Origin of the sequence: Gluconobacter albidus (genome assembly GCF_002005485.1) — a bacterium.
Taxonomy (GTDB): Bacteria; Pseudomonadota; Alphaproteobacteria; order Acetobacterales; family Acetobacteraceae; genus Gluconobacter; species Gluconobacter albidus.
The window spans coordinates 390,661-413,661 of record NZ_CP014689.1 but is presented as its reverse complement, the minus strand read 5'-3'; the positions used below and the strand labels follow the sequence as shown (position 1 = coordinate 413,661).

Sequence of the window (23,001 nt, the reverse complement as noted above, 5' to 3'; positions counted from 1 at the left end):
CGGAGTATTACTCCGTATATACAAACGGAGCGATGCTCCACATAAGACATTCCATGCCATTTCGGCAAGGAATGGATGCACCATTTCAGGGAGTTCCACCCATGACTCAGGTTTTTGGCGCAACCTCAACGACTGATGATGTTCTCTCCGGCGTGTCCCTGAAGAACAAGCGCGTTCTCGTGACCGGCGTTTCCGCTGGACTGGGTGTCGAAACAGCCCGGGCGCTGGCGGCTCATGGCGCGCATGTCGTAGGCGCGGTACGCGATCTTGCAAAAGCGAAGCGCGCAACCGATCAGGTCCGCGAGGCTGCGGCGCAGGGAGGCGGCGCATTCGAACTTACCGCGCTGGACCTTGCGGATCTGGCGAGCGTCCGCGCCTGCGCCGACCGTCTGAACGCACAAGGCGCGCCGTTCGATCTGATCATCGCCAATGCGGGCGTCATGGCGACGCCGTTCGGACATACGAAAGACGGGTTCGAGACGCAGTTCGGCACCAACCATCTAGGACATTTCGTTCTGATCAACCGGATCGCCGGCCTGCTGCGCGATGGTGCACGTGTGGTCAATGTGTCCTCGGCCGGACATCGCTTCGCCGACGTCGATCTGGACGACCCGAATTTCGACCATACGCCTTACGTGCCGTTTGTGGCCTATGGACGCTCCAAGACCGCCAATATTCTCTTTGCCGTCGCCTTTGATGCGCGGCATCGCTCACGGGGCGTGCGGGCAACAGCTGTTCACCCCGGTGCAATCATGACGGAACTGGTGCGGCATATGGCGCCTGGCGAGATCGAAGCCATGGTGAGTCAGGTCAACGAACAGGCCATCGCCGATGGCCATGAGCCGTTCCAGTTCAAGACCATCCCGCAGGGTGCCGCAACCTCGGTCTGGGCCGGCGGCGTGGCGGATGCCGCTGCAGTAGGGGCGCATTACTGTGAGGACTGCCGCGTCAGCGATGTGATCCCGGACGACCAGCCGATCAGTCTGGCCAATCCGGGAGTCCGCGCCTATGCTCTCGATGCGACACGCGCCGAAGCCCTGTGGACAAAGAGCGAAGAGATGGTCGGAGAACGCTTCGCCTAAAGCCTTCGCGCGAACAATACTTCGGTATGGCACAAGCTCACGGCTGTGCCCGGGACGCCGATGGCCATCGCAAGCCGTCGGCTTCCCCTATCCATGAGGATGTCCACACGCGTGCGCATTATTGTATTCGGCCTGCTTTTATCGATCGTGATCCTGAACTGGTTATGGCCACTTCCTCTTCCGGTCGCCGTGAAACTCCTGGTGGCCGTCTCCGTCATCTTGGCATCGCAATACCAGTTCTGGAGCAGGCTCTCCTCCGGATCGATCTTTGCGCCGGAGTTCCCGAAACCGCTTATCATCCTGTTCAACTGGGCGGTCGGGACGATCCTGTTTCTCACACTGTTTCAGCTCGCGGTTGATCTCGGTGCGCTGTTGGTTGCACTGATTACGTGGCAACCGGTTCGTATTTGTACCGAAGCCCGCGTCGCAGTAGCTGGACTGGCCGGGCTGCTCGCGGCCATCGGCGTTGCCAATGCTCTGCGGGTGCCCCCTGTCAGGGATGTCACCGTCACCATACGCGGATTATCGCCGCTATTTGATGGGTACCGACTGCTCCAGCTGAGTGATCTGCACATCACGCGGCTTTTCTCTGCGAGGTGGGCCGCTCGTGTCGTAGCGCGCGCCAATGCAGCCGCTGCTGATCTGATTGTCGTGACGGGAGATTTCATCGACGGATCGGTGGATATGCGCCGTGCCGACGTCGCACCGCTCGCAGATCTGCGTGCGCCCGATGGCGTCCTGGCCGCTCCGGGCAACCATGAATATTTCTTCGATTATGCCGCCTGGATGCGCCATCTGTCGGCACTGGGTTTCGATGTGCTGGAAAACCAGCACAGGGTCATCACGCGCGGAATGGCCCATCTGGTAATCGCGGGCGTAACGGATCGTTCGGCGCGCGGGCACAGCCAGATTGGCCCGGATCTTGAGGCGGCTTTGACGGACTGTCCGGCTCATGCTCCGGTTGTTCTGCTCGATCATCAGCCTGGGGACGCCCGGACCGCCGCGGCTCGGGGTGTGGCGCTTCAGCTCTCGGGTCACACGCATGGTGGGATGATCCGCGGCCTCGACATGCTCGTGGCACGAGGCAATAACGGCTTTGTCTCCGGACGCTACCAGGTTGGCGGCATGACGCTCTATGTCAGCAATGGGACTGGTCTATGGCCCGGCTTTGCGCTCCGCCTGGGCGTGCCAGCCGAAATCACGCGGTTTCATCTGCGGGCCGGATAAGGAAGAGGCCAGCTCACAATCTCTTTCCGATGACCGGCTATTTCTGCAATCGTGAATGGCCCTCTATGCCGTTGAATGAACGGCAGGAAACGCCTTGAGGGTTCTTTTAAAACGGAAATTTCGTCTCCACTCACAAAAAGCCAACTTTTTCTCTTACACTCTTAAATCTTCCGCTGCTCAATCATAGAAGATGCGACAAGCTCGAAATTCCGGACTTTCAGAGTGCCTTCGCGGGCTCATGCATCACACTCGAACCGTCTGCAAGGGCGCCCTGATCCTCAACTGGCCTTCGCCATCAGATCACGGGCATGGTCGGCCAAAGCGTGCAAACTGCTCATGGACGTATCCGCGACCATACTGACCCCCAGCCCGTTCTGGGCCCAGAGATAACCCGGCAGATGCCGCATCGGGCGCATGGGGGCGGTAACGTCCACGCCGTACATGGGACGCACGAACAGGGAGATCCGGGCACCGCTGTCATCATTATAGAAAAAGACACAGGCCGGCCCATGATCCGTCGTCACCAGTTGTCCTCCCACCAGGTGGTAGCCCGCTGCGGACAGATCCGGCGGCTGTACCGGGCGCCCCAGTGCTTTGCCGCCCCATGCTGCGAGTTGCGCAACATTGCTTTCCGTCATCGTGCTCCCTTTGCTGGCCTCACGCACGATGGTCGCTTCCTGCTCAACAGCAGCCAACCCGACGGGCACACGTCGATCCCGCAGAAACCATCCACTGCCAAACCCTACCGACAGCGCAAGGGCAATAGAGGCCGCCATTCGCGGCATGTTGGAATGCATACCTCTGCGTTGCCGCAGGTTTGAAATATTGAAGCGCGCTGGCACAGGCTCCCGGAGTTCCGGCTCCAACCCTGTGCGGAGGGCCTCACGCTCGTTTCTCCACGCCATGACGCGCCGCAGTGTTTCGGGATGGCTGTCGAGCCAGTTTTCCACTGTGCGCAAACGTTCGGGAGACAGAAATCCATCAACCCAGGCCTGCAGATCATCTTCGGTCACGGGGCGATCAGGCTGGGTCATTTCACTCTCCGGAGCGTAGGGCGTTCCTCATGCTCAACAAGACTGTGGAGGGCCGCACGCGCCCGGGACAGACGCGACATAACGGTCCCGATCGGCAGATCCAGAATTTCTGCGACAACGCCATATTGAAGCCCTTCAACACCAACGAGCATCATGATCTGTCGATGATCGTCAGACAGACGTCCAAACGCATGCACAACTTCCTGCCACTCCAGATGAGGGATCTGTCCGGCTTCCTGCAATGGTTCAGGCGGCGTGGTTTCGCCCCATGACACGACCCGCCGGAAACGCCGCCAGTGATTAACATTGAGACGATGCGCGATCGTGAACAGCCACGCACGCAGATCAGACTGTCCACGCACCTGATGCAGTCGCGTAAGCGCGCGTTCCAGACAATCCTGTACGAGATCGTCCGCCTGAGACGGATCACGGGTCAGGACACGAGCGTATCGTCTCAACGCCGGAATGGCAGCCTGCAACCTGATATGCGCATCATCAGTCAACTCCGTCTTTGCCTTTCGCAGGGTCATTCTCACAGACAGAGACGTTCTGGGAGGAAGTTTATTCCGCACCAAAGCGCAGGATGCGAAAATATTTTCCAGTAACGCGTTTTCCCGGGAATAAAGCCAGCCTGCCTGACGTCTTTGCGGACGATAACCGCATCGGATCAAAACCCATGGCACAGAAACCTGCCCCCCCACCCATACTGGCCCTCCGCTGGCTCGGCGTTGGCGCCGTACCTGCGGCACTTGCGCTGGCCTTCCTCTGGGCTGGTGGCTGTTTTTCTCCCGGCCGTGTGACACAGAACCGCCTGATGGGCGAACTGCACAATGCCGGAAGCTACGGACATGGTTTTCGAAGAGCTCACGCCAAGGGGGTCTGTGTCAGCGGATGGTTTGACGCGAGTGGTGACGCTTCGCATCTGTCACGCGCAGCAGTTTTCCATGAGCAGCATGTGCCAGTTATCGGGCGGTTCGCTCTCGCCGTGGGGCAGCCTTATGCGTCGGACAACGCAGCCACCGTGCGAAGTATGGCGCTACGCTTCATGCCGCCCGATGCCCCTGAATGGCGGACCGGTATGAATGACCCGCCGGTTCTGCCGCTACGCGATGCGCATGATGTTTCGGATTTTTTTACAGCGCAGCAGAGTGATCCGGCAACCGGAAAGCCTGATCCGGCCCGCGTAAAAGCGTTCGGCGCAACCCATCCCTGGCTCAGATCCGCGGCCGATGTAAACGCCCACCGGTTCATTTCATCAGGGTTCGCAGACGATACGTTTCACAGTCTCGATAGCTTCGTCCTGAGCGCCGCAGACGGCACGACAACAGCGGTTCGCTGGACCATGATACCAACGCAGCCGGTGACCCCCAGTGATGCCAAAGCGGGCGATCGTGAGTATCTGTTCCGCGAACTGATCAGCGACATTCATACCCATGCCCTGCACTGGCATCTGATGATGACCGTGGCAGGTCCACATGATGCCATCAACGATCCAAGCCAGATCTGGGCGCAGGATGACCAGACGCTTGACGCCGGAACCCTGACCCTCAATTCCATTGAAAGTGAGGATGGCGGCCCCTGCACAGGCATCACCTTTGACCCTCTCGTTTTGCCGCCAGGCATTCAGCCATCGGATGACCCGATCCTTCAGGTCCGCTCTGCCGCTTACATGCGGTCTTTCTCTCTCCGAGCTGGTGAAAACCGCAGTTCAAGCGCTGTGACGCCTACCCTGATTCAGCCCCCTGAAAGCAAAAAATCATGAACGGCATGGCTACCTTCCCGCTTCTGTCGCGCGTCTTGCACTGGCTCATGGCCGTCATGATTTTGGCTATGCTGTTTATCGGCCTTTTTATGGCGTCTTCAGTCGGCCCCGATTATCATCGACTGGTGACGCTGCATCGCCCTCTGGGCATCGCGATCCTGATGCTGGCAATCCTGCGCGTGGCAAATCGCCTTCGATCCTCCGTTCCGACACTTCCGGAGGATTTGCCACGACTTTTAAGGCGCATCGCTACGACTTCACATATTCTGCTGTACGGGCTGATGATTGTTCTGCCGTTTGTGGGCTGGGGAATGCTATCCGCAGGCGGGTTTCCCATTCCATTATGGGGACAGTCCCTCCTTCTCCCCCCTATCCTGCCGCATAATCCTGCCCTCTGGTCCTGGCTGCGTTCCGCTCACACAATTCTGGCATTCGCGCTCTTCGGGCTGGTTCTGGCGCATATCGGGGCGGCCCTGTTCCATGGCCTCATCCGACGTGACGGTGTGTTGCGGAGCATGTGTGCAAAGGAAGCTCCTTCACCGGATTTGCAAGAACAGAAACCGGTTTGAGAGTTTGGTCAGTGTGTTTCACACTACGAATGTGGACGCCCAAGCCGATGTCCAGATCGAAACCCGTAGGACCGGGCCTGCCATGTGATCAGAAAGCCAACACCGGCAAGCCCCAGCACAGCCCAGGGAAACGACGTTGCCCCCCAGGTCTGAAGCAGCACACCCCCCAGAACTCCACCACCGGCTATGGCGCTGTTCCAGACAACAACATTCATTGACAACGCGACGTCCACGCCATCACCGGCCGCATCGGCAAGTGCCGTCTGGAGCAACGTCGCGGCTCCTCCAAAAGTCAGCCCCCATATCGTAACTCCAATCACGATCACCACTGGCGACGCAGACCCAATTACAAAGACACCTGCAACAACAGCAAAAGTCGCCAGACTGGCCAGAACGGAAAGGCGCAGGGCACGATCGACCGTACGACTGGTCAGCCAGATACCAACAAGAGCCGCGAGACCAAAAAGCAGAAGGACCCGGTCTGCCTGCCCTGCCAGCCCGGCAGGTGAGATAAAGGGCACGATATAGGTGTAGAGAACATTGTGGGCGAGCATCCAGACCACCACCACGCCCAGAACAGGCCGCACGCCCGGAGTCCGCAGAACGCGCCCGATCGGCAGACGCTCATGCTGCGCAACTCCCGGGAAATCAGGGACGCTCTTCAGAACCCAGACAATCAGCAGCAGGGTCGAGGCCGACATGATTCCGAAGGCCAGCCTCCAGCCCATCAGAGCTCCCAGCCAGGTTCCGGTCGGAACACCCAGCGATAGCGCGACTGGCGTGCCCACCATGGCAATGGCCAGTGCACGCCCCTGCTGGGAGCGTGTCACCATTTTGCGCGCATAACCCGCCAGCAATGCCCAGGCGAGGCCCGCAGCGGCACCCGCACCATAACGGGCCATAAGGATGAGGCCGTAATGTGTCGAAACCGCCGTGATCGAATTGAAGATCACAAAACCGATGATCGCCAGCAGCAGCACCCGCCTCCGCCGCCAGCGCTGTGTGGCGAGTGTCAGTGGGATCGCGGCACTCAGGGAGCCCAGAGCATAAGATGTCACCATCTGTCCTGCCAATGCCGGGGAAATGTGCAGGCTCACCCCGATCTGAGGCAGCAGACCGGCGGGCAGCGTTTCGGTCATGATGCAGATGAAACCGGTCATGGCCAGTGCGAGCAGACCGGCTACAGGCAACCTGTCATCAGTGCTCTGCGCGGGTGATGTCGTATTGGGGGTCATACGGCTCTCATATATGGAACGATCGGTATATATATGAGGACCTCAAAACCTTGGCAATCACTTCTGGATCACTTAATATGAAAGTCTTTCAAAAGGAGCAGCACCATGGCGCGAACAGGGCGTCCCCGGGAGTTTGACAGGGACAAAGCACTCGATGCCGCCATGACGCTTTTCTGGGCGCAAGGCTACGAACCGACCTCCCTGACACAGCTCAAATCCTGCATGGGCAATATTTCGCCTGCAAGTTTCTATGCCGCGTTCGGCTCGAAGGAAGCCCTGTTTCGCGAAGTGGTGCAGCATTATCTGGCGACCTATGGGCAGGTGATGGCGCCCTTATGGGACGAAAACCTGACACCGCGGGATGCGATTGAACGGGCTTTGCGCGGTTCGGCGCGCATGCAGGCTTCCCGGACGCATCCCTGTGGTTGTCTGGTCGTATCGGGCGCCAGTAACTGTTCGCCCGAAAACGAAGCCGTTCAGGCCCTTCTCGCTGCAGAGCGCCAGCGGACGCGGGCCGGGATCCGGGTCTGTGTGGAACGCGCGCTTGCCCGCGGCGAACTGCGCGATTGTGCAACAACAGCGGCCCTGCCCGATATTTTCGCGACATTTTTCCATGGCATGACATGCGAAGCGCGGGACGGGATGACGTCAACACATCTGGATGCTGCCATCACCTCGCTTCTGACCTTATGGGATGCCAACGCGCTGCTCACCACGCCGTGAAACGGTCTGCCAGACATTGATGAGCCTGCAACAGGCCAAGCCTTAAGCCGTTAATTCTATATCAACCACTCCATAATTCCTTGACCCTGTTTTACGCACATATTATGGACCATCCAGTACGGAATTAAATTCCGGAACAAATCGCCGTGTCTCGGCCAAGGAATCCAGTTATGAGCAAACAGGACATCGCATTCGTCACGGGTGCCAATCGCGGCATCGGATACAGTATCGCGAAACATCTGATTGCCTCGGGCATCAACGTGATCGGGACCTATCACTCCAACGAAGACGAGGCGAACGCTGCCGAAGCAGCCCTCGTCGGCCAAAATGCAAAACTGCGCATGCTGAAGCTGGATATCGTGGACCATGAATCGTTCGCGGATTTTTCCGGACAGGTCAGAGCACTTCTCTCACATGAGTTCGAGCACAGTGCACTGAGTTATGTCGTTCAGAACGCAGGCAATATCATTCACACTCGCTTCGATGCTGCGACATCCGAACAGCTCGATAACCAGTACAACATCCATTTCAAAGGCCCCTATCTTCTGACGGTGGCCCTCCTGCCCCTGATTCGGGACGGCGGTCGTATTCTCAACATTACCTCTGCCGCGACCCGTTTCTACCTAACGGATCATGGACCTTATTCAGCCATGAAAGCCGCTACCGAAGTCATCTCACTCTACATGGCAAAAGAACTGGGAGAGCGAGGCATTACCGTCAACGCCGTCGCCCCTGGTGCGATCGCCTCGGACTTCGGTGGTGGTCTGGTCCGTGACGATGCCACGATCAATAAAAGCCTTGCAGACATCACACCCCTCGGGCGTGTCGGACAGCCCGACGATATCGGAGCTGCGGTCCGTGCCCTTCTGTCGGACGACATGCGCTGGATGAATGGCCAACGCATCGAGGTGACGGGAGGGCAGTCGCTATGAGGGCCACACAATTCCAAGCGAAGCCAGCCTCATGATCCACGTTATGGCCAGTAGTATCATTCCTGCATCCCTTCCCTCTGTCTGGCGGCTGGTCCGTAATTTTGGCGCCCTTGGACGCTGGTTGCCGGGCGTCAGAAGCTGCGCGATCGAAGGCAATGAGTCCGGTGACCGCGTCGGCGCAATCCGCTTGGTTGAGATGGGGGATGTCGGACTCATCCGCGAACAGCTTCTGGCACTCTCCGACGTGGATCACGCGGTCACGTTCTCGATCGTTGAATCAGCCCTGCCGGTCCGGAACTATCGCTCTACCATCAGCCTTCTTCCCATAACGAAGAGCGACCACACGTTCATCCAATGGCGGGGGCAGTTCGAGGCCCCAGCCGAACATGCCGCCAGTATGGAGGCCCGGATGCCGACACAGATCTACCAGCCAGCTTTCGACAGACTGGCCGAGATACTGGCCTCAGAGACGACATTGTCATGAAGGAACCTAAACCCATGATCCAGTCCCCCTCTAACGCTTCCCGATCAGGCACATTCAGGATTGGCGGCGATCTCGGCATCAACCGGCTTGGTTTCGGTGCGATGCGCATCACTGGCCAGGGTATATGGGGACCGCCCGCCGATCACGACGAGGCCATCCGCACACTGAAGCGCCTCCCAGAACTCGGCGTCAATTTCATCGACACGGCGGATTCCTATGGTCCGGACGTCTCCGAATGGCTGATCAGGGAAGCTCTGCATCCCTATCCCAAAGGATTGGTCATCGCGACGAAAGGCGGCCTCACCCGCTCCGGCCCCGACATCTGGAAACCGGTCGGACGCCCAGAATATCTATTGCAGCAGGTGCACAAAAGCCTGCGCAACCTCGGCGTCGAGCAGATTGATCTGTGGCAACTCCACCGGATCGATCCCAGAGTCCCGGCAGACGAACAGTTCGACGCGGTCCGCTCCTTCATTGATCAGAAACTGATCCGTCATGCAGGACTGAGCGAGGTCTCTGTCGACAACATCAAAACAGCATCGAAATTCTTCGAGGTCGCGACCGTCCAGAACCGCTACAATCTCGTCGATCGCACCAGCGAGGACGTACTCGACTACTGCACGCAGCAGAACATCGGGTTCATCCCGTGGTTCCCTCTCGCCGCCGGCGACCTCGCCAGGCCGGGATCCATATTGGACACGATGGCGAAGAAATACGGCTCGCATCCAAGCCAGATTGCTCTTGCCTGGGTCCTGATGCGCAGCAAGGCGATGCTTCCGATCCCTGGCACGTCCAAGGTCGCCCATCTGGAACAGAATGTCGCGGCTGCCGACATCACACTGTCCGATGAAGACTTCGCGGCGCTGGACGCAGAAGGCCGCAAGGCGTTCCAGTCAACGCCTTAAGGAAACGCGTCCGGACAGTTACAATCCTAGCGTCGAAAGACCGGGGTGACTGTCCGGACGCCGTCCCTCAGGCCATCGGAACAGACGGTCGGTCGCCGAAATGGGTTGGTCGTTGATTGACGCTGCGCGGTAACGCATCAACCCGTTTTCATCGAACTCCCAGTTCTCGTTCCCATGGGACCTGAACCACTGTCCGGCCTGATCCTGCCACTCATAAGCAAAGCGGACCGCGATCCGGTTATCCTGAAAAGCCCAAAGTTCCTTGATAAGGCGGTATTCCTGCTCGCGCTCCCATTTGCGCGTCAGGAACGCAACGATGTCCTCGCGTCCGTGGATGAATTCCAGGCGATTGCGCCACTGGCTATCGGTCGTATAGGCCTGCGCCACCTTTTCAGGATCCTGGCCATTCCAGGCATCTTCCGCGAGACGGACTTTCTGAGCAGCAGTTTCAGCATTGAAGGGAGGCAATGGGGGTCGGGACATAGGGAATTCCGCCTCTGGTTCGGGGACGGATCACGAGTTGATCCGAGACCTGTCAGTGTTTTCCAAAAGAGCATTTGACGAAAGGACAACGATCCCTCATTTCAAGCCATGACCAGACAGATCGGTATTCTTCTCTATCCAGACTTCCAGTTGCTCGACGCTGCCGGAGTGACGGCAGCCTTCGAGATTGCCGGAGGATTTGGGGGAGCTGCGTATGAGATGACGCTCCTGTCCCGCCATGGTGGTCTGGTCCGGTCGTCTTCCGGAATGGCAATCAAGACGGTTCCGCTCGCAGCGGCAGGGTCGTTTGATACGCTTGTCGTTGTCGGAGGCGAAGGCCACAGGCAGGCCATGAATTGTCCGGAATTACAGGCCTTCATCCGATATCAGGCGACCACGGCGCGGCGGATATGCAGCGTATGTACCGGGGCCTTTCTGCTGGCGGCGGCCGGAATGCTCGATGGACGCCGCGTAACGACACACTGGCAACAGGCTGCAACTCTGAAAGCACTCTTTCCAGAAGTCATGGTTTCGGCCGATGCCATTCATGTCCATGATGGCCCGGTCTGGACGTCTGCTGGCATCAGCGCGGGCATAGATATGGCCCTTGCGCTGGTGACGGAAGACCTCGGGACAGAAGTGGGGCATCGTACGGCCCAGCAGATGGTCGTTTTTTATCACCGTCCCGGAGGACAGTCCCAGTTCTCGGTACTTCTTGAGATGGGAAGCACTCAGGAACGCTTTGCCGAACTGTTGGGATGGATCCGGTCCAACCTGAAACAGCGCCTGACCGTGGATATTCTGGCCAGTCAGGCCGGCATGAGCCCCCGCAATTTTTCTCGCAGTTTCCGGGCAGCGGTGGGAATGAGTCCCGCCAGAGCGGTCGAGAAACTGCGTCTGGAAGCAGCCCGGGAGCGGGTCGAGCGCTCCACCCTCCCCATTGAAGCTATTGCAGTCATGACCGGGTTCCATGATCCCGAACGGATGCGTCGCGCCTTCCTGCGCGAGTTTCACCAACCGCCTCAGGCTGTCCGGCGCAATGCAAACGGCAATCCGGGCTGAAACACCGTTCATGCTGTACATACCCGTATAAAATTCACAGTCGTAACATTCCGGACCCGAAATTAGGCGGCGACGGCCCTAGAAGGAGCAAAAATAGCGCCACGCCTTGCGCTGCTGCCGCCAAGCCTTTCTGCTCGCACATGCGGCCACCACCTTGCAAATCAATCAGTCCATGGGCTGTTGCGTAGATCAGTCCTGCCAACTCCCGTACGGGGATCGGCGGCAATGTCTCCGCATTCTGCGCATCTTCAACGAGCCCCGCAGCAGCGATAACAGGATTGCTGAACAACAATCTGTATCAGGCCGGATACTCTCGCCCATACCTGATGAACGCGTCTGGTGCTGCCCTCAGCCGCTGGATGGGTTCTGCCTCGCCGACACGCGCTCGTTTACAGAACCAAGACCAGCATTTTGAAGTTCCGCTCCACAATCGCAGCGCATCGCGGTCCTTGAAGTGGCGATACGGGGCATTGCGCGCGACCGACGTCGTATGACATGGCACTCGAACGCACTTCGATCAAATGGCCACTGATGGACTGGATATACTTGCCTGATGCGCGCGCAAACCCCAGGTCAAAAGCCAACAGGCAAGCACGTTGCCTGAGAACGCGATGCTGCCCCGGGCTTGAAACAGCCTTTTGGTGAGGCTAGCCCGCATCAACCTCTATGCCGGTGCCCACCGGCTCAACCCGGTCTCTACGACCAAACCGGGATCAAAGGCGATTAACTGAATCAATAACCCAGGCAGTTGGTCGCAAAAGTCTTTCCGTAACCATTTACGCTATATTGAGGCGCTCCCATGAGCTGCGCGTCAGCGTTTAGTATCAGCACCTGCGGCGTTACGCGGTGGTCGCGGATCAGGGCCGGAACAGCAACCACTGCTGTATGAACCGAAGGCCAGAGAAGGCAGGTCGAGAGCCCCAGTCTCAATCATCCCTCGATACCGTACGGCCCGGTTCATGCGACATGCTCGACCATAATTAACACATCGTCAGAAACGGCATGGCACCTACTGACCAGCGTAGCCAGCTGGCCGCGATGGTACAGTTATCTTACAGGTGCACAGCTTGAGGGGCCATTTTCCACCGAAACGCGCCAGTTTACTGCGGCTTAATCAAGCATAACCACGCATTGCCAAGGTAAAGCCAGGTGTGATGGTTATGCTTTACGGAGCAATGGCTTGATATAGTGGCATCACACGCTGGGATGGGAAAACAGTGTCCGATGAGAGAAGTAAAGTTACCTTTATCGAAGCATCAAGTGGCCCCTTGATCGCGCCTCTTTACGGAAATTGTAGCCTCGAGACCCATCTCAGACTGGGGTTTGCTGCACTGAAAGCTGAAGCTGAACAGGAGGTGGTCAGGTTTCGAGCACAGAAACAAGGTCAGTAAGGTCTCGCAGTCCCAAAAGCACCATGATGCACCTTCGCATCGCAGTTTCCCTCCTGAAGAAGACGCTACACGTCTGCAAAGAAAGCGACTGCCCCTATGACCGTCCCGTCGGCCGTTTAGGACGCGTGAGGCAGATTTTCTGTCAACTGTTCCCAGTTGCCATGCGAGAAGGCCTGCCTGTCGGCCTCATCCAAACCGCCGTTTTCGAGAAAGCGCCGTGCGTCGCCGCCGGGGCGGTATTGATACGGATAGTCGGTGGAAAACAGCAGCCGGTCCCGACCGACGATCCGTGCTGCCTGTTCCAGATAATGCGGCAGGAACATACCGCTGGCCGTGACATACAGGTTGCGCCGGAAATATGTCGCTATTGAATGATTGAGCCCGGACACACGATCCATGTTCGCAATACGCTCGGCATAAAACAGGACCAATTCGCCCCAATGGCCCAGAATAACCTGCAAATCCGGAAAGCGATCGAAATGGCCCGCCAGCACGAGACGAAGAAACTGGATGCCAGCATCGTAATGCCACCCGAGACCGAAACAGGAAAACGCAGCATCCACCTGTGGGCTAAATCCGGAGTAGTAGGCATCCCGGACATCTTTTTGTGGCGCTCTGGGATGAAGCAGAATCGGCGCCTTCAATGCAGCCGCACTCTGGAAGATCGGGAGCAGATCAGTATGGTCCAGGTTGCAATGGCCTACCCGCCCACACAGCATCGTTCCCTTGAAGCCGAGCGTCCTGACGCAGCGTTCGAGTTCCAGTGCGGCTTCGTCGGGCATCGCTACGGGCAGCGTTGCCAGCGCCTGAAAGCGATCCGGATGACGAGATACCGCTTCTGCCACGGCATCATTGGCACGGCGCGCCAGATCGACACTGTTGGGTCCAAGATCGTGCAGTGATGGTGTAGTGAGCGAAAGCACCTGAACGTCCAGCCCTGTTTCGTCCATGAGGGACAGTCGTTCTTCGGCGAGATCAGCTAGCCGCTTCTCAAGCGGTCCCCCATGGAACGCAACGCTTGGATCAGCGGCTTCAAGACCGATGGCAGACCAGGCGTCCTTCACTTCGGTGGTCAGGAAATGTTCTTCGATACCGATCAACTTCATGGAATGGTTCCTTTCCACAGGCTGCCATCCCGACGGACATGCCTGTTTTCACGTCATCGAAAATAGGTGTGGAACCAGAGCAGGCGCCAGACGCATGAAGATCAAAGTATCATTGCATGCGACGCTATCTGTCGCCGGTCATTGTCGATAGGCTCAGTGCATGGAAAACCTGGATCTCAACCTTCTGACAGCGCTCGATGTGCTGCTCGACGAGGCCAGCGTAACTGGCGCGGCCCGCCGGCTCGGGCTCAGTCCGTCCGCCATGAGTCGCACCCTGACACGGCTGCGCTCGACCACCGGCGATCCGTTACTGGTGCGGGCGGGGCGGCATCTCGTGCCCACACCCTATGCAGTAGGTATCCGCGAGCGCGTTCATGTCCTGACCCAGGACGTGCAGGACGTCCTACGCCCTCGGCATGGGGAACTGGATCTGAAAGCGCTGGAAAGGACATTCACCCTTCGCGCCAATGAAGGCTTTCTGAATATTGTTGCAGCGCCGCTGGTGACAACCATCCTGAAAGAAGCACCACGGGTTCGCCTGCGGTTTGCGCCCAAGCCTGACAAGGACGCGTTGCCATTGCGGGAGGGACAGCTTGATCTGGAGATCGGTGTCCGGGGCACATCTGCGCCCGAAATCCGAAGTCGGCTCCTGTTCCGGGATATGTTCGTCGGCGTGGCACGCGTCGGCCACGTCCTTTTTCTGGACGAGGATATCAGTATCGCGCGCTATGCCGCATGCGGCCATGTCGCGACCTCACGACGCGGAACATTCAGGGGGCCGGTTGATGATGCCTTGGAGCAACTGGGATACCAACGCACCGTCTCGGTCGTCGTGCCGGGCTTTCCCGACGCGCTCGAGATCGTGCGACAATCGGATCTGGTGACGCATGTCCCGCGGTCGTGTCTCGCAGGCCTTTTAAAAGCTGATGCAGCAATATCACGCCTGAGACTGTTCCAGCTTCCCATTAAAACGCCTGAAATCGCCATTTCCGCCATGTGGCATCCCAGGCTGGACGCTGACCCTGCCCATCGCTGGCTTCGCGACACAGTCCAGACAGTTTGCCGCGAAGTCCTCGCTTGCTGAGGACGGTCACTTTCGGCAGGCTAATCCACGGTTTCGCTTGACGCTGATGGATTTCTCAGCCTGAAGGCGCAGCTTGGCGCTCCCGGGCCACGCTGGCGGGGTTGTGTTCTCGTCATTATTCTCGTTCACGATGGACCGGCATGAAGAGGTCTACGCGTTCGTGACATGTTATCTCGGCAGAAAGCTCTTGATCGCTGACATCAAATGCTCCGTTGGTGTGGACAAAAATCGAAAGATGCGTGCTGACTGCTGGAGAGAGACAGTCGGTTCTTCGCCTCTCCCCAAGGGCAGCCGAAGAGTATTGCGAGCCTAAGTGACAAAGCTGTTAGGGCGAATGTATTCGTTCACTGTGCTGAGCGTTTCGGTTTAGGCATGTAGCGGCGAAGGACGAATGCGAGGATGCGATCTACAACCCGGTCTGGGAGCATCCGGATGATGCCGATCATGGATGCCTCCCTTCCGATACCGTACCGCGTGCGCGGCTTGCGGACTGTCATGGCCGAAGCGATCACGTGGGCTGCTGCGTCAGCGGTAAGCCCATTTTCGTTCGCCTCGGCTGCCTGAGCAGTAACGGCATGTATCAGGTCGCCGTAGCGCTCGCGCTGTTCCAACGTCATGGTGGCTGCAACTTTGTTGGCTGTGGCGATCGCGCGGCTTGATATTTTCGTCTTGATTGCACCTGGCTCGATCACGATGACGTCGACCCCGAACGGCAGCATTTCGCGTCGCAAAGAGTCGCTCAACGCCTCGAGGGCGAATTTCGCTCCTCCATAAGTCGCCATTGCGATGGTTCCGCCGACCGAGCTGATGTTAACTATCCGCCCTTTGCTGCGGATCAAGGCCGGCAAAAGCTTTTGCGTAACCGCAATGTGTCCGAAATAATTAACCTCGAAAAGCTGCCGCCAAGCTTCCAGGGGAAAAACCTCGACAGGCGCGTTCGCACCGATGGCGGCATTGTTCACGAGAGCTCTTAACACCCTGCCTGCGGGATCGTTCTGAACCCGATCCGTCAGGGCCTGAACATGATCCTTATTCGTGATGTCCAGGATCAGGGGCTCAATATTCTGGTCGCGTAATGCAGCAGCATCTTCTTCGCGGCGAACGCCGGCCAGGACATGAAATCCTCGACGGGCCATTTCTCGAGCCGTTGCAGCTCCGATGCCGCTTGAGGCCCCTGTGATGACGACCAACTCATTCGTGTCCAATCTGGGCATATTCATATCCTGGCGCTCATAAGTCTCATTCAACTCTCTCCAATGGCTCTGATGGACGAGAGGCAGAGAATCTGCACATGCACGATCTGTAGCTCGCCACGGGCAAGAATCCGGCATATACGGTCAAACGGAGTTATACATCTGCGGGACCGTGCTTTATCAGCGGCTTCCGAAGCGGGCGCGGGCGGCTTCAGTCACGGGCGTGAACAGGCTGATGATTGTGCCCTCGGGGTCACGAAACTGGACCGTGCGGTTCCCCCAAGGCAGAAGTTTCGGCTCGATCACAACGTCTACCCTTCCTTTCAGACGCGTGAACTCAGAATCCACATCATCGACCCTAAACTCCAGGACAGCAGTGCGATTTACACCGGGTTCAGCACTCCCTTCCATGAACAGCGCTACTGTCTCAGCACTTCCAATCGCAAGCGTCGCGCCAGGAGTTACGATTTCAGCAAACTGGGGGGAAAGCCATTCAGCAGACTGTCTGGTCACCAGTTCGTAAAAGGCCACCATACTGGTAATATCGGCGGCAATCAGGCGGATAGAGGCAAACTTCATTGGTCAGTTCCTGTGGAGGTTGTGCTCTCCACCTTTTGGCACAATCATGCTGACAGCATTCTGTCAGCATGATTGTAAAAGCCTTTGCGCAGCACTGATCGTCTCTTTCAGATTATCCAGATCCTGCGCCGCTCATCTCGCCCTGTCACGGCGCGGATGCTGGGCGACGAACTGGAAGTCTCGATCCGTACGGTCTACCGCGACATCGCGCATCTGACGGGACAGCGCATACCCATTTCAGGCGAAGCTGGCGTTGGCTACGTACTGGGGACCGGATATGACATGCCGCCGCTCGCGCTGCTTCCGACTGAACTTGAAGCGATTGTTCTGGGCGCACAGTGGGTAGCGGCCCATGGTGACACAACGCTGTCACGCGCCGCATTGGACGTTCTGTCCAAGGTTTCAGCGATCGTTCCCAAGCCCATGCAGTCGTTTATCAGCGCTCCGAGCACACACGCACAGCCGTCTCTGGAGGCATTACAAGACACGGCCGATGCAGCGAGCCTGCGAGCGGCAATCCGTGTCGGGGTTAAGCTGCGCTTGTGTTATCGCGATCAACAGGGGGAGCTAACCGAGCGCATAATATGGCCGGTGGTTCTAGGTTATTCGGATATCACACGCATGTTGATTGCCTGGTGCGAACTGCGACAGGGATTCCGGCATTTCCGTACGGACCGGATACACGCGGTCGAAATTCTGGCTGAGCAGATAGGTGAGCCTCGCCACCGACTGCTCCAGCGGTGGAAGGCCGCACGCGTATCGGAACTTGCGAAGTTTAAGAATGAAGCAGGTTGATCGCTTTGCCACCATATCCTTCATTATATCCGCATTCATTCTTCACAATTCCGGCCGCTCGCCTCAGCGACTGGTTTTCAAATAAGGGGACGAAGCTGATCTTGGAGGCAGAGCCAGTGGCGGCGGGGCGCACGGATACACCGATTACCCACGCGCCAATATCTCTGACTGACAGCCATTCCGACATGGAATGATCAATAGTCCTCCATGCCGTCATCCCTGAAAAAACCAGCGGCCCTAACGTCAGGCATTGCTTCATTTCAAAGGAAATACCAATGTCTCTTCAAACAAAACTCGACGCTTTCAAGGCTGATTTCGAAGCGGGTAACCCGCCTTACAATGTTCCGGCTTCGGTGATTGAGGTCATGCACCGTGCAACCGCTGAACTGATCGCTTCGGGTGCAGCGGAAAATGCGCTCAAAGCCGGTGACCAGGCTCCTTCCTTCACTCTGAACGACCCGGAGGGCAATCCGGTGTCCTCCGCAGATCTGTTGTCAAAAGGCCCACTGGTCATCAGTTTCTATCGTGGTGTGTGGTGCCCCTACTGCAACATGGAGCTTCAGGCTCTTGAGGCTGCACTTCCGTCTTTCCGTGAGCTCGGCGCAAGCCTGATTGCCATCTCACCGCAGACGGCCGTGAACAGCCGCAAGTCGGTCCGTCAGAACCATCTCGACTTCCCCATCCTGTCAGATCCGCATAACGAAACTGCGTCAGAGTTCGGTCTGCGGTTTGCCCTGCCAGACTATCTCGTGGACCTCTACACCAACCTGAAAAACGATCTTCCGTCTTTCAATGCCGATGAGAGCTGGACGTTGCCGATGCCTGGCCGTTTCGTCATCGGGCAGGACGGCGTAATCCTCTATGCCGAGGTCAATCCGGACTATACCCGACGCCCGGAGCCGGAAGACATGCTGCCAGCACTTCGAAAAGCAAAGCGATCGTCAGCCGGTTAAACATCCATGTTCCAGCGTCTGGACATAGCCCTGTCGACTGTATGGGAGCGACGTCCGGGCGCCCTCAGCACGGGAACTCTCCCAGCATTGAATTCAAGGAAAGCGGCACATGATCCATTTCTATTATGGTCCCGGTCCGAACCCGGCGAAAATTGCGCTATTTCTGGCTGAAACGGACATGGCTTTCGAAGCCATACCGGTCGATACCTATCGTGGTGCCCAGCATGATGCCGCGTTTCGGGCCATCAATCCCAATGGCAAGGTTCCTGCTCTCATAGACACGGATGGTCCACAGGGCAGTCCCGCAGTCCTGTTCGATTCCACGGCCATCCTTCTCTATCTGGCCGAGAAAACAGGAGAGTTCCTCGGAACGGCGCAGGATCGCCCCCAGCTTTTGTCCTGGCTGATGTTTGTTGCAACGGGTCTTGGCCCCTTCTCAGGACAGGCTGTGCATTTCCAGCATGCCGCACCGGAAGGTCTGGACTATGCGGTCCATCGATACCGTCGTGAAGTGGAGCGGCATTATCAGGTCCTGAACGATCACCTGGAGGGGCGATCTTTCATTGTCGGCGACCGTTATACGATTGTGGATATGTCAGCATGGGGCTGGCTGGACCGGGCAGCACGGGTCATGAAAGGTAAAGACGAGCCACTTGAACGCTGGCCCAATCTTACCCGTTTTATGGACATGATGAACGCTCGTCCAACAGTCGAGCGTGCCCATGCCATCATGAACGGGCACGCATTCAAGACCGTCATGGATCAAGACGCGCGTCAGGCCATGTATCCGACCAGTTTCTCCCCGGTGTCAAAAGGAACAATCTCATGAGCGGACCCTCCGATTATACACCCCCCAAAGTCTGGACATGGACGGCACCAAGTGGCGGTAAATTTGCCAGTACGAACCGCCCGACTGCCGGCGCCACCCACGAGCAGACCCTGCCCGTTGGCCGACACCCGCTCCAGCTCTATTCCCTTGGCACACCCAATGGCGTCAAAGTCACGATCCTGCTTGAGGAACTGCTTGCTGCCGGTCATACGCAGGCCGAATATGACGCATGGCTTATTCGCATTGGCGAAGGGGACCAGTTCGGCTCCGGCTTTACGGAGATCAATCCGAATTCCAAAATTCCGGCCCTGGTCGATCATAGCGGCAATCAGCCTCTGGCCGTTTTTGAATCCGGGTCAATCCTGCTGTATCTCGCGGAAAAATTCGGTGCCTTCATTCCCAAAAATATCGTCCATCGGACAGAGTGCCTGAACTGGCTTTTCTGGCAGGTTGGCAGTGCACCTTATCTCGGCGGCGGATTTGGGCATTTCTATGCTTATGCGCCAGAGAAAATCGAATACGCAATCAATCGGTTTGCCATGGAAGCCAAGCGACAACTGGATGTCCTTGATCGGCGTCTCGCGGAAAGCCCTTTCATAGCTGGCGAAGACTATACAATTGCCGATATGGCCATTTTCCCGTGGTATGGTGGCCTGGTAGAGGGTTGGCTCTATAATGATGCTGCCACGTTCCTGAGCGTTCAGGATTATCCCCATCTCAGGGCATGGGCGGACCGACTTCTGGAACGACCTGCCGTTCAGCGTGGTCGTATGGTCAACCGGACATCCGGAGATCTCTCAAGCCAGCTTCATGAACGTCACGACGCTTCCGATTTCGAGACAAAAACGCAGGATCGTCTCGGCAGCAAGACATAGATCATCGACGTCCGGTTTCTTTCACGCACTTCCGAAACCGGACATGCCGCTTCCCCCTAATTCGACTGTCTGCTCAAGAGAACCAGAACAGACAGGCGGCAACTGCCTCATGCCAGACATGAGCATACCGATTGGAATGCCCAGAAGCAGACGTTTGCAGAGAGTTTGACTGGCAGACATTGAGAGCCTGCACAGCGATCTCGCCTAACTCCTGATCGCTGGCATTGATCGAGGCATGAAAGACCTTCCCGGCATTATCATTCTCTTTTCGTAACAGGCAAGCTTATGCTCCCCTGATCTCGAAGGCCTAGGCGAATGACGGTCATTGGGTCCTGGCTGTCCGCATGCCCACACTGTCGGGTATCGGCCGCATGCCGGGTCAGGTTCAAGTAAGGCTGTGCGCCTATGCTCGTGGGCCAAGATACGGAACCGAATACCGATAAGGATGCACGCCGCATGTTGCCACCCCGCCTTGATGGCCGTGACGCTAGCGTCGATCGGGGGGCAGCCGCGCCGCCTTCCTCTAAAGGGACTCCCGTCAGGGCAGACGCCGGGTCGGCAGATAAATTCGCCTTGATGATGAAGCAGGAGGCGCCCCTCTCTACGAGGGAGAAAATCGCGCGAACCGAACAGCAGAACCTGCACCAGACGCTGGCTTCCGTCTCGGCAATGGTGCAACGGGAAACCACGAAGAGGACGCCGACGCTTTCGTTCCTCAACCCCGAATGGTCGGCGACGCAGCGCACGGCGGCGATAAACAGCGCCTTGTCCGGAAAGATGCACGACGTCGATGCTGGACAGACTTACGACAAGCTTACTCATGGGCAGATGCCAGAGCATCGCGCTCAAGTTCTGAATTACTTCGGCACGATGCCGAAAATCGATCTGCAGAAACATACCGATCTCGATACGGCCGCCCCTGTCTTCGGTGCCTACACACGGGAGAAGTATGAGAATGTGACGGGTATTGCGAACAAATTTACCAAATACGACCGTACCACCAAACTGAATCGTCCAATGCAGCCTCATGAAATCGCCGACGGTGTGGCGAGCCTCAATTCTTTGAAGCAGCACTGGCACAGCATGCCGGCCTTCGAAGGAACAACTGTCCATCGCGTGGTCCACGCCGGCACCGGGGAGGACGCGCTACACGCGGGCGGGAGCTTGACCAAGCACAACCCGACCAGCACGTCGGTGGCAACCGATCTTAGTCGTCTCGGGCCGGACAAGGTCGCCGAGAAGATCAGGATCGTCAGGGACAAAGATGCGATCCTCCCGGTCGATACGCGGCCAGTCAGCACTTATACCCATGAAGGCGAGATCCTGCTGCCGCCGGGCACGCGGTTCAGCAAGATCAAGGACAGCGAGAACGGCGCGGCGGCCGAGTTCGAGGCCCACCTGCCCACACGCTTACCGCCGACTATTTCGGGACCGAAGCCCAGTCGGACGCCCTAGATGTTCAGAGCGGTTTCTGCGCGAACTGAATCGCAAGGGATTCCCAACCTGACGGTGATCTGATTCAAGATAACGGCCGAAATAGAGGCCGGCGCTGGATGTCATCACGTACACTGTCTCTGGATCTACGTGCCGCCTGGCCGATGGTGGCCACCATGTCGCAGTCGGCACGCTGTGACGCTTTATCGCCCGGCACCAGATTACATGGAAAAAAGAAGTCCGCTCACGCCCTCATCTCGGGCATACAGGAAACTCGCGGCATTTCCTGAAAGCGGTTACCTGCCGTCGGTCATGACATTACTGCTCATCGACAAATATTCCGACTACGAACAGCCATACAGCGCAGCCACGACCACAATATCGGGAAGAATTTTCTCAGCCTGTTACCAGTTTATGACAAATGCCCTCAAGCTGGCTGTTCGCACTCAGATAGCCTGGCCGCCGGAGACCTCGATCCGTTGTGCATTAACCCAGCGATTGTCCTCGGACAGCAGCGAGGCGATCATCGGGCCGATATCATCCGGCACTCCAGGGCGCCCAAGTGCGGTTGCTTCCGCGATGTGCCGGGCCACGTCCGGATTGTCCCGCACCACACCGCCTGAAAAATCCGTCTGGATGGCACCGGGTGCAACTGTATTGACGGCAATACGGCGTGGGCCGAGTTCCTTTGCCATGTAACGTGTCATGACTTCCACCGCCCCTTTCATAGAGGCGTAGGCGATCCGGCCAGGGTAAGAGAAACGGGTCAGCCCGGAAGAGATGTTCACGATCCGGCCGCCATCCGCGATCAATGGCAGTAGCGCCTGCGTTAGAAAGAACGGGCCTTTCACGTGAACACGATAAGCTGCGTCGAGATCTTCCTCCGTCACCTCGCCGAACAGACCGCTATGCGACGTCCCTGCCATGTTGATGAGGTAATCGAAACGCTCAGCCCCCCAGTCGCCCAACACACGTTGAATTTCATTGGCAAAGGGCGGAAACGTATGAGCATCGCCAGTGTCGAGTGGCAAGGCCACAGCGCGGGCTCCGCTGCGTTCTACGCTGGCGACAACCGCGTCAGCAGCAGCCCTGTTGGCGTGATAGGTGAAGATCGATGAAACACCGCGTCGTGCAAGCGCCTCGACCGTCGAACGCCCGAGGCCTCGGCTTCCACCTGTGACGAGGGCAATTGTTTTGACTTCAGGCATGGGACTCTCCGTTTGGTGGGAACCCCATATTGCTCATCCCATCGCCCGTTCGATAA

General features: G+C 57.7%; 23 protein-coding genes. 15 read left to right on the top strand and 8 right to left on the bottom strand.

What is annotated here, in order from left to right; all coding sequences use genetic code 11:
• Positions 1–101: 101 nt before the first annotated feature.
• Together A0U94_RS01715 and A0U94_RS01710 are read left to right on the top strand one after the other, a co-directional pair.
• Positions 102–1,082, top strand: a complete 981-nt coding sequence (locus tag A0U94_RS01715; protein ID WP_077802261.1) for an SDR family NAD(P)-dependent oxidoreductase — start codon at positions 102–104, stop codon at positions 1,080–1,082.
• 111 nt (positions 1,083–1,193) lie between these two features.
• Positions 1,194–2,309, top strand: coding sequence for a metallophosphoesterase (locus A0U94_RS01710; protein ID WP_077803785.1), 1,116 nt, complete (start codon positions 1,194–1,196; stop codon positions 2,307–2,309).
• Positions 2,310–2,587: 278 nt separating this feature from the next.
• Here the strand turns inward: A0U94_RS01710 and A0U94_RS01705 are convergent, their stop codons facing one another.
• The gene (locus A0U94_RS01705) at positions 2,588–3,343 is read right to left on the bottom strand and encodes an anti-sigma factor family protein (RefSeq protein ID WP_062109127.1); all 756 of its coding nucleotides are present in this window, start codon (positions 3,341–3,343) and stop codon (positions 2,588–2,590) included.
• Positions 3,340–3,873: an RNA polymerase sigma factor gene (locus A0U94_RS01700; RefSeq protein ID WP_231878113.1), complete on the bottom strand. Its 534-nt coding sequence runs from the start codon at positions 3,871–3,873 to the stop codon at positions 3,340–3,342. Before A0U94_RS01700 ends, A0U94_RS01705 begins: the two co-directional genes overlap by 4 nt.
• A 146-nt stretch (positions 3,874–4,019) precedes the next feature.
• On the opposite strand from A0U94_RS01700, the gene A0U94_RS01695 reads away from it, so the two are divergent.
• The gene (locus A0U94_RS01695; protein WP_077803784.1) at positions 4,020–5,105 is read left to right on the top strand and encodes a catalase family peroxidase; all 1,086 of its coding nucleotides are present in this window, start codon (positions 4,020–4,022) and stop codon (positions 5,103–5,105) included.
• Entirely contained in the window at positions 5,102–5,674 is a 573-nt protein-coding gene (locus tag A0U94_RS01690) for a cytochrome b (RefSeq protein WP_077802260.1), read from the top strand. Before A0U94_RS01695 ends, A0U94_RS01690 begins: the two co-directional genes overlap by 4 nt.
• A gap of 23 nt (positions 5,675–5,697) precedes the next feature.
• On the opposite strand, the gene A0U94_RS01685 is transcribed toward A0U94_RS01690, so the two are convergent.
• Positions 5,698–6,909 (bottom strand): MFS transporter, encoded by a 1,212-nt coding sequence (locus tag A0U94_RS01685; protein ID WP_077802259.1) that lies wholly within the window; start codon positions 6,907–6,909, stop codon positions 5,698–5,700.
• A 105-nt stretch (positions 6,910–7,014) separates the two neighbouring features.
• Here A0U94_RS01685 and A0U94_RS01680 point away from each other — a divergent pair, with 105 nt between their 5' ends.
• The 4 genes from A0U94_RS01680 to A0U94_RS01665 all read left to right on the top strand — a co-directional run bounded on the left by A0U94_RS01680 (position 7,015) and on the right by A0U94_RS01665 (position 9,953).
• Positions 7,015–7,632: a TetR/AcrR family transcriptional regulator gene (locus A0U94_RS01680; RefSeq protein ID WP_077802258.1), complete on the top strand. Its 618-nt coding sequence runs from the start codon at positions 7,015–7,017 to the stop codon at positions 7,630–7,632.
• Between the two features lie 170 nt (positions 7,633–7,802).
• Positions 7,803–8,564 carry an SDR family NAD(P)-dependent oxidoreductase gene (locus A0U94_RS01675; RefSeq protein WP_063904060.1) on the top strand — a complete coding sequence of 254 codons (762 nt, stop codon included), beginning with the start codon at positions 7,803–7,805 and terminating at the stop codon, positions 8,562–8,564.
• Positions 8,565–8,595: 31 nt separating this feature from the next.
• Complete coding sequence (locus A0U94_RS01670) at positions 8,596–9,048, top strand: SRPBCC family protein (protein WP_063904061.1); 453 nt, start codon at positions 8,596–8,598, stop codon at positions 9,046–9,048.
• A 14-nt stretch (positions 9,049–9,062) separates the two neighbouring features.
• Complete coding sequence (locus tag A0U94_RS01665) at positions 9,063–9,953, top strand: aldo/keto reductase (RefSeq protein ID WP_077802257.1); 891 nt, start codon at positions 9,063–9,065, stop codon at positions 9,951–9,953.
• Positions 9,954–9,971: 18 nt separating this feature from the next.
• Here the strand turns inward: A0U94_RS01665 and A0U94_RS01660 are convergent, their stop codons facing one another.
• Entirely contained in the window at positions 9,972–10,436 is a 465-nt protein-coding gene (locus tag A0U94_RS01660; protein WP_062027053.1) for a nuclear transport factor 2 family protein, read from the bottom strand.
• Between the two features lie 108 nt (positions 10,437–10,544).
• Here A0U94_RS01660 and A0U94_RS01655 point away from each other — a divergent pair, with 108 nt between their 5' ends.
• A complete protein-coding gene (locus A0U94_RS01655) occupies positions 10,545–11,498 on the top strand; it encodes a GlxA family transcriptional regulator (protein ID WP_077802256.1) in 954 nt (317 codons plus the stop codon).
• Between the two features lie 1,507 nt (positions 11,499–13,005).
• Here A0U94_RS01655 and A0U94_RS01650 read toward each other — a convergent pair.
• On the bottom strand, positions 13,006–13,995 hold the full coding sequence (locus A0U94_RS01650; RefSeq protein WP_077802255.1) for an amidohydrolase family protein: 990 nt from the start codon (positions 13,993–13,995) through the stop codon (positions 13,006–13,008).
• 160 nt (positions 13,996–14,155) lie between these two features.
• Here A0U94_RS01650 and A0U94_RS01645 point away from each other — a divergent pair, with 160 nt between their 5' ends.
• Positions 14,156–15,079, top strand: a complete 924-nt coding sequence (locus A0U94_RS01645) for a LysR substrate-binding domain-containing protein (RefSeq protein ID WP_077802254.1) — start codon at positions 14,156–14,158, stop codon at positions 15,077–15,079.
• A gap of 344 nt (positions 15,080–15,423) precedes the next feature.
• Here A0U94_RS01645 and A0U94_RS01640 read toward each other — a convergent pair whose 3' ends face one another.
• Both A0U94_RS01640 and A0U94_RS01635 read right to left on the bottom strand, forming a co-directional pair.
• Positions 15,424–16,293, bottom strand: a complete 870-nt coding sequence (locus A0U94_RS01640) for an SDR family oxidoreductase (protein WP_077802253.1) — start codon at positions 16,291–16,293, stop codon at positions 15,424–15,426.
• Positions 16,294–16,452: 159 nt separating this feature from the next.
• On the bottom strand, positions 16,453–16,851 hold the full coding sequence (locus tag A0U94_RS01635; RefSeq protein WP_077802252.1) for a VOC family protein: 399 nt from the start codon (positions 16,849–16,851) through the stop codon (positions 16,453–16,455).
• An 84-nt stretch (positions 16,852–16,935) separates the two neighbouring features.
• Between A0U94_RS01635 and A0U94_RS01630 the strand changes: the two genes are divergently transcribed.
• From A0U94_RS01630 to A0U94_RS01610, 5 genes are all read left to right on the top strand, one after another.
• Positions 16,936–17,646 carry a helix-turn-helix transcriptional regulator gene (locus A0U94_RS01630; RefSeq protein WP_077802251.1) on the top strand — a complete coding sequence of 237 codons (711 nt, stop codon included), beginning with the start codon at positions 16,936–16,938 and terminating at the stop codon, positions 17,644–17,646.
• Positions 17,647–17,921: 275 nt separating this feature from the next.
• Complete coding sequence (locus tag A0U94_RS01625; protein ID WP_077802250.1) at positions 17,922–18,599, top strand: peroxiredoxin-like family protein; 678 nt, start codon at positions 17,922–17,924, stop codon at positions 18,597–18,599.
• Positions 18,600–18,708: 109 nt separating this feature from the next.
• A complete protein-coding gene (locus A0U94_RS01620) occupies positions 18,709–19,428 on the top strand; it encodes a glutathione S-transferase family protein (RefSeq protein ID WP_077802249.1) in 720 nt (239 codons plus the stop codon).
• Entirely contained in the window at positions 19,425–20,303 is an 879-nt protein-coding gene (gene yghU / locus A0U94_RS01615; RefSeq protein ID WP_062027614.1) for a glutathione-dependent disulfide-bond oxidoreductase, read from the top strand. The genes A0U94_RS01620 and yghU overlap by 4 nt, the downstream gene beginning before the upstream one ends.
• Positions 20,304–20,759: 456 nt before the next feature.
• Positions 20,760–21,758, top strand: coding sequence for a hypothetical protein (locus tag A0U94_RS01610; RefSeq protein WP_077802248.1), 999 nt, complete (start codon positions 20,760–20,762; stop codon positions 21,756–21,758).
• A gap of 425 nt (positions 21,759–22,183) precedes the next feature.
• Here A0U94_RS01610 and A0U94_RS01605 read toward each other — a convergent pair whose 3' ends face one another.
• Positions 22,184–22,945: an SDR family NAD(P)-dependent oxidoreductase gene (locus tag A0U94_RS01605; RefSeq protein WP_077802247.1), complete on the bottom strand. Its 762-nt coding sequence runs from the start codon at positions 22,943–22,945 to the stop codon at positions 22,184–22,186.
• Between the last annotated feature and the right edge of the window lie 56 nt (positions 22,946–23,001).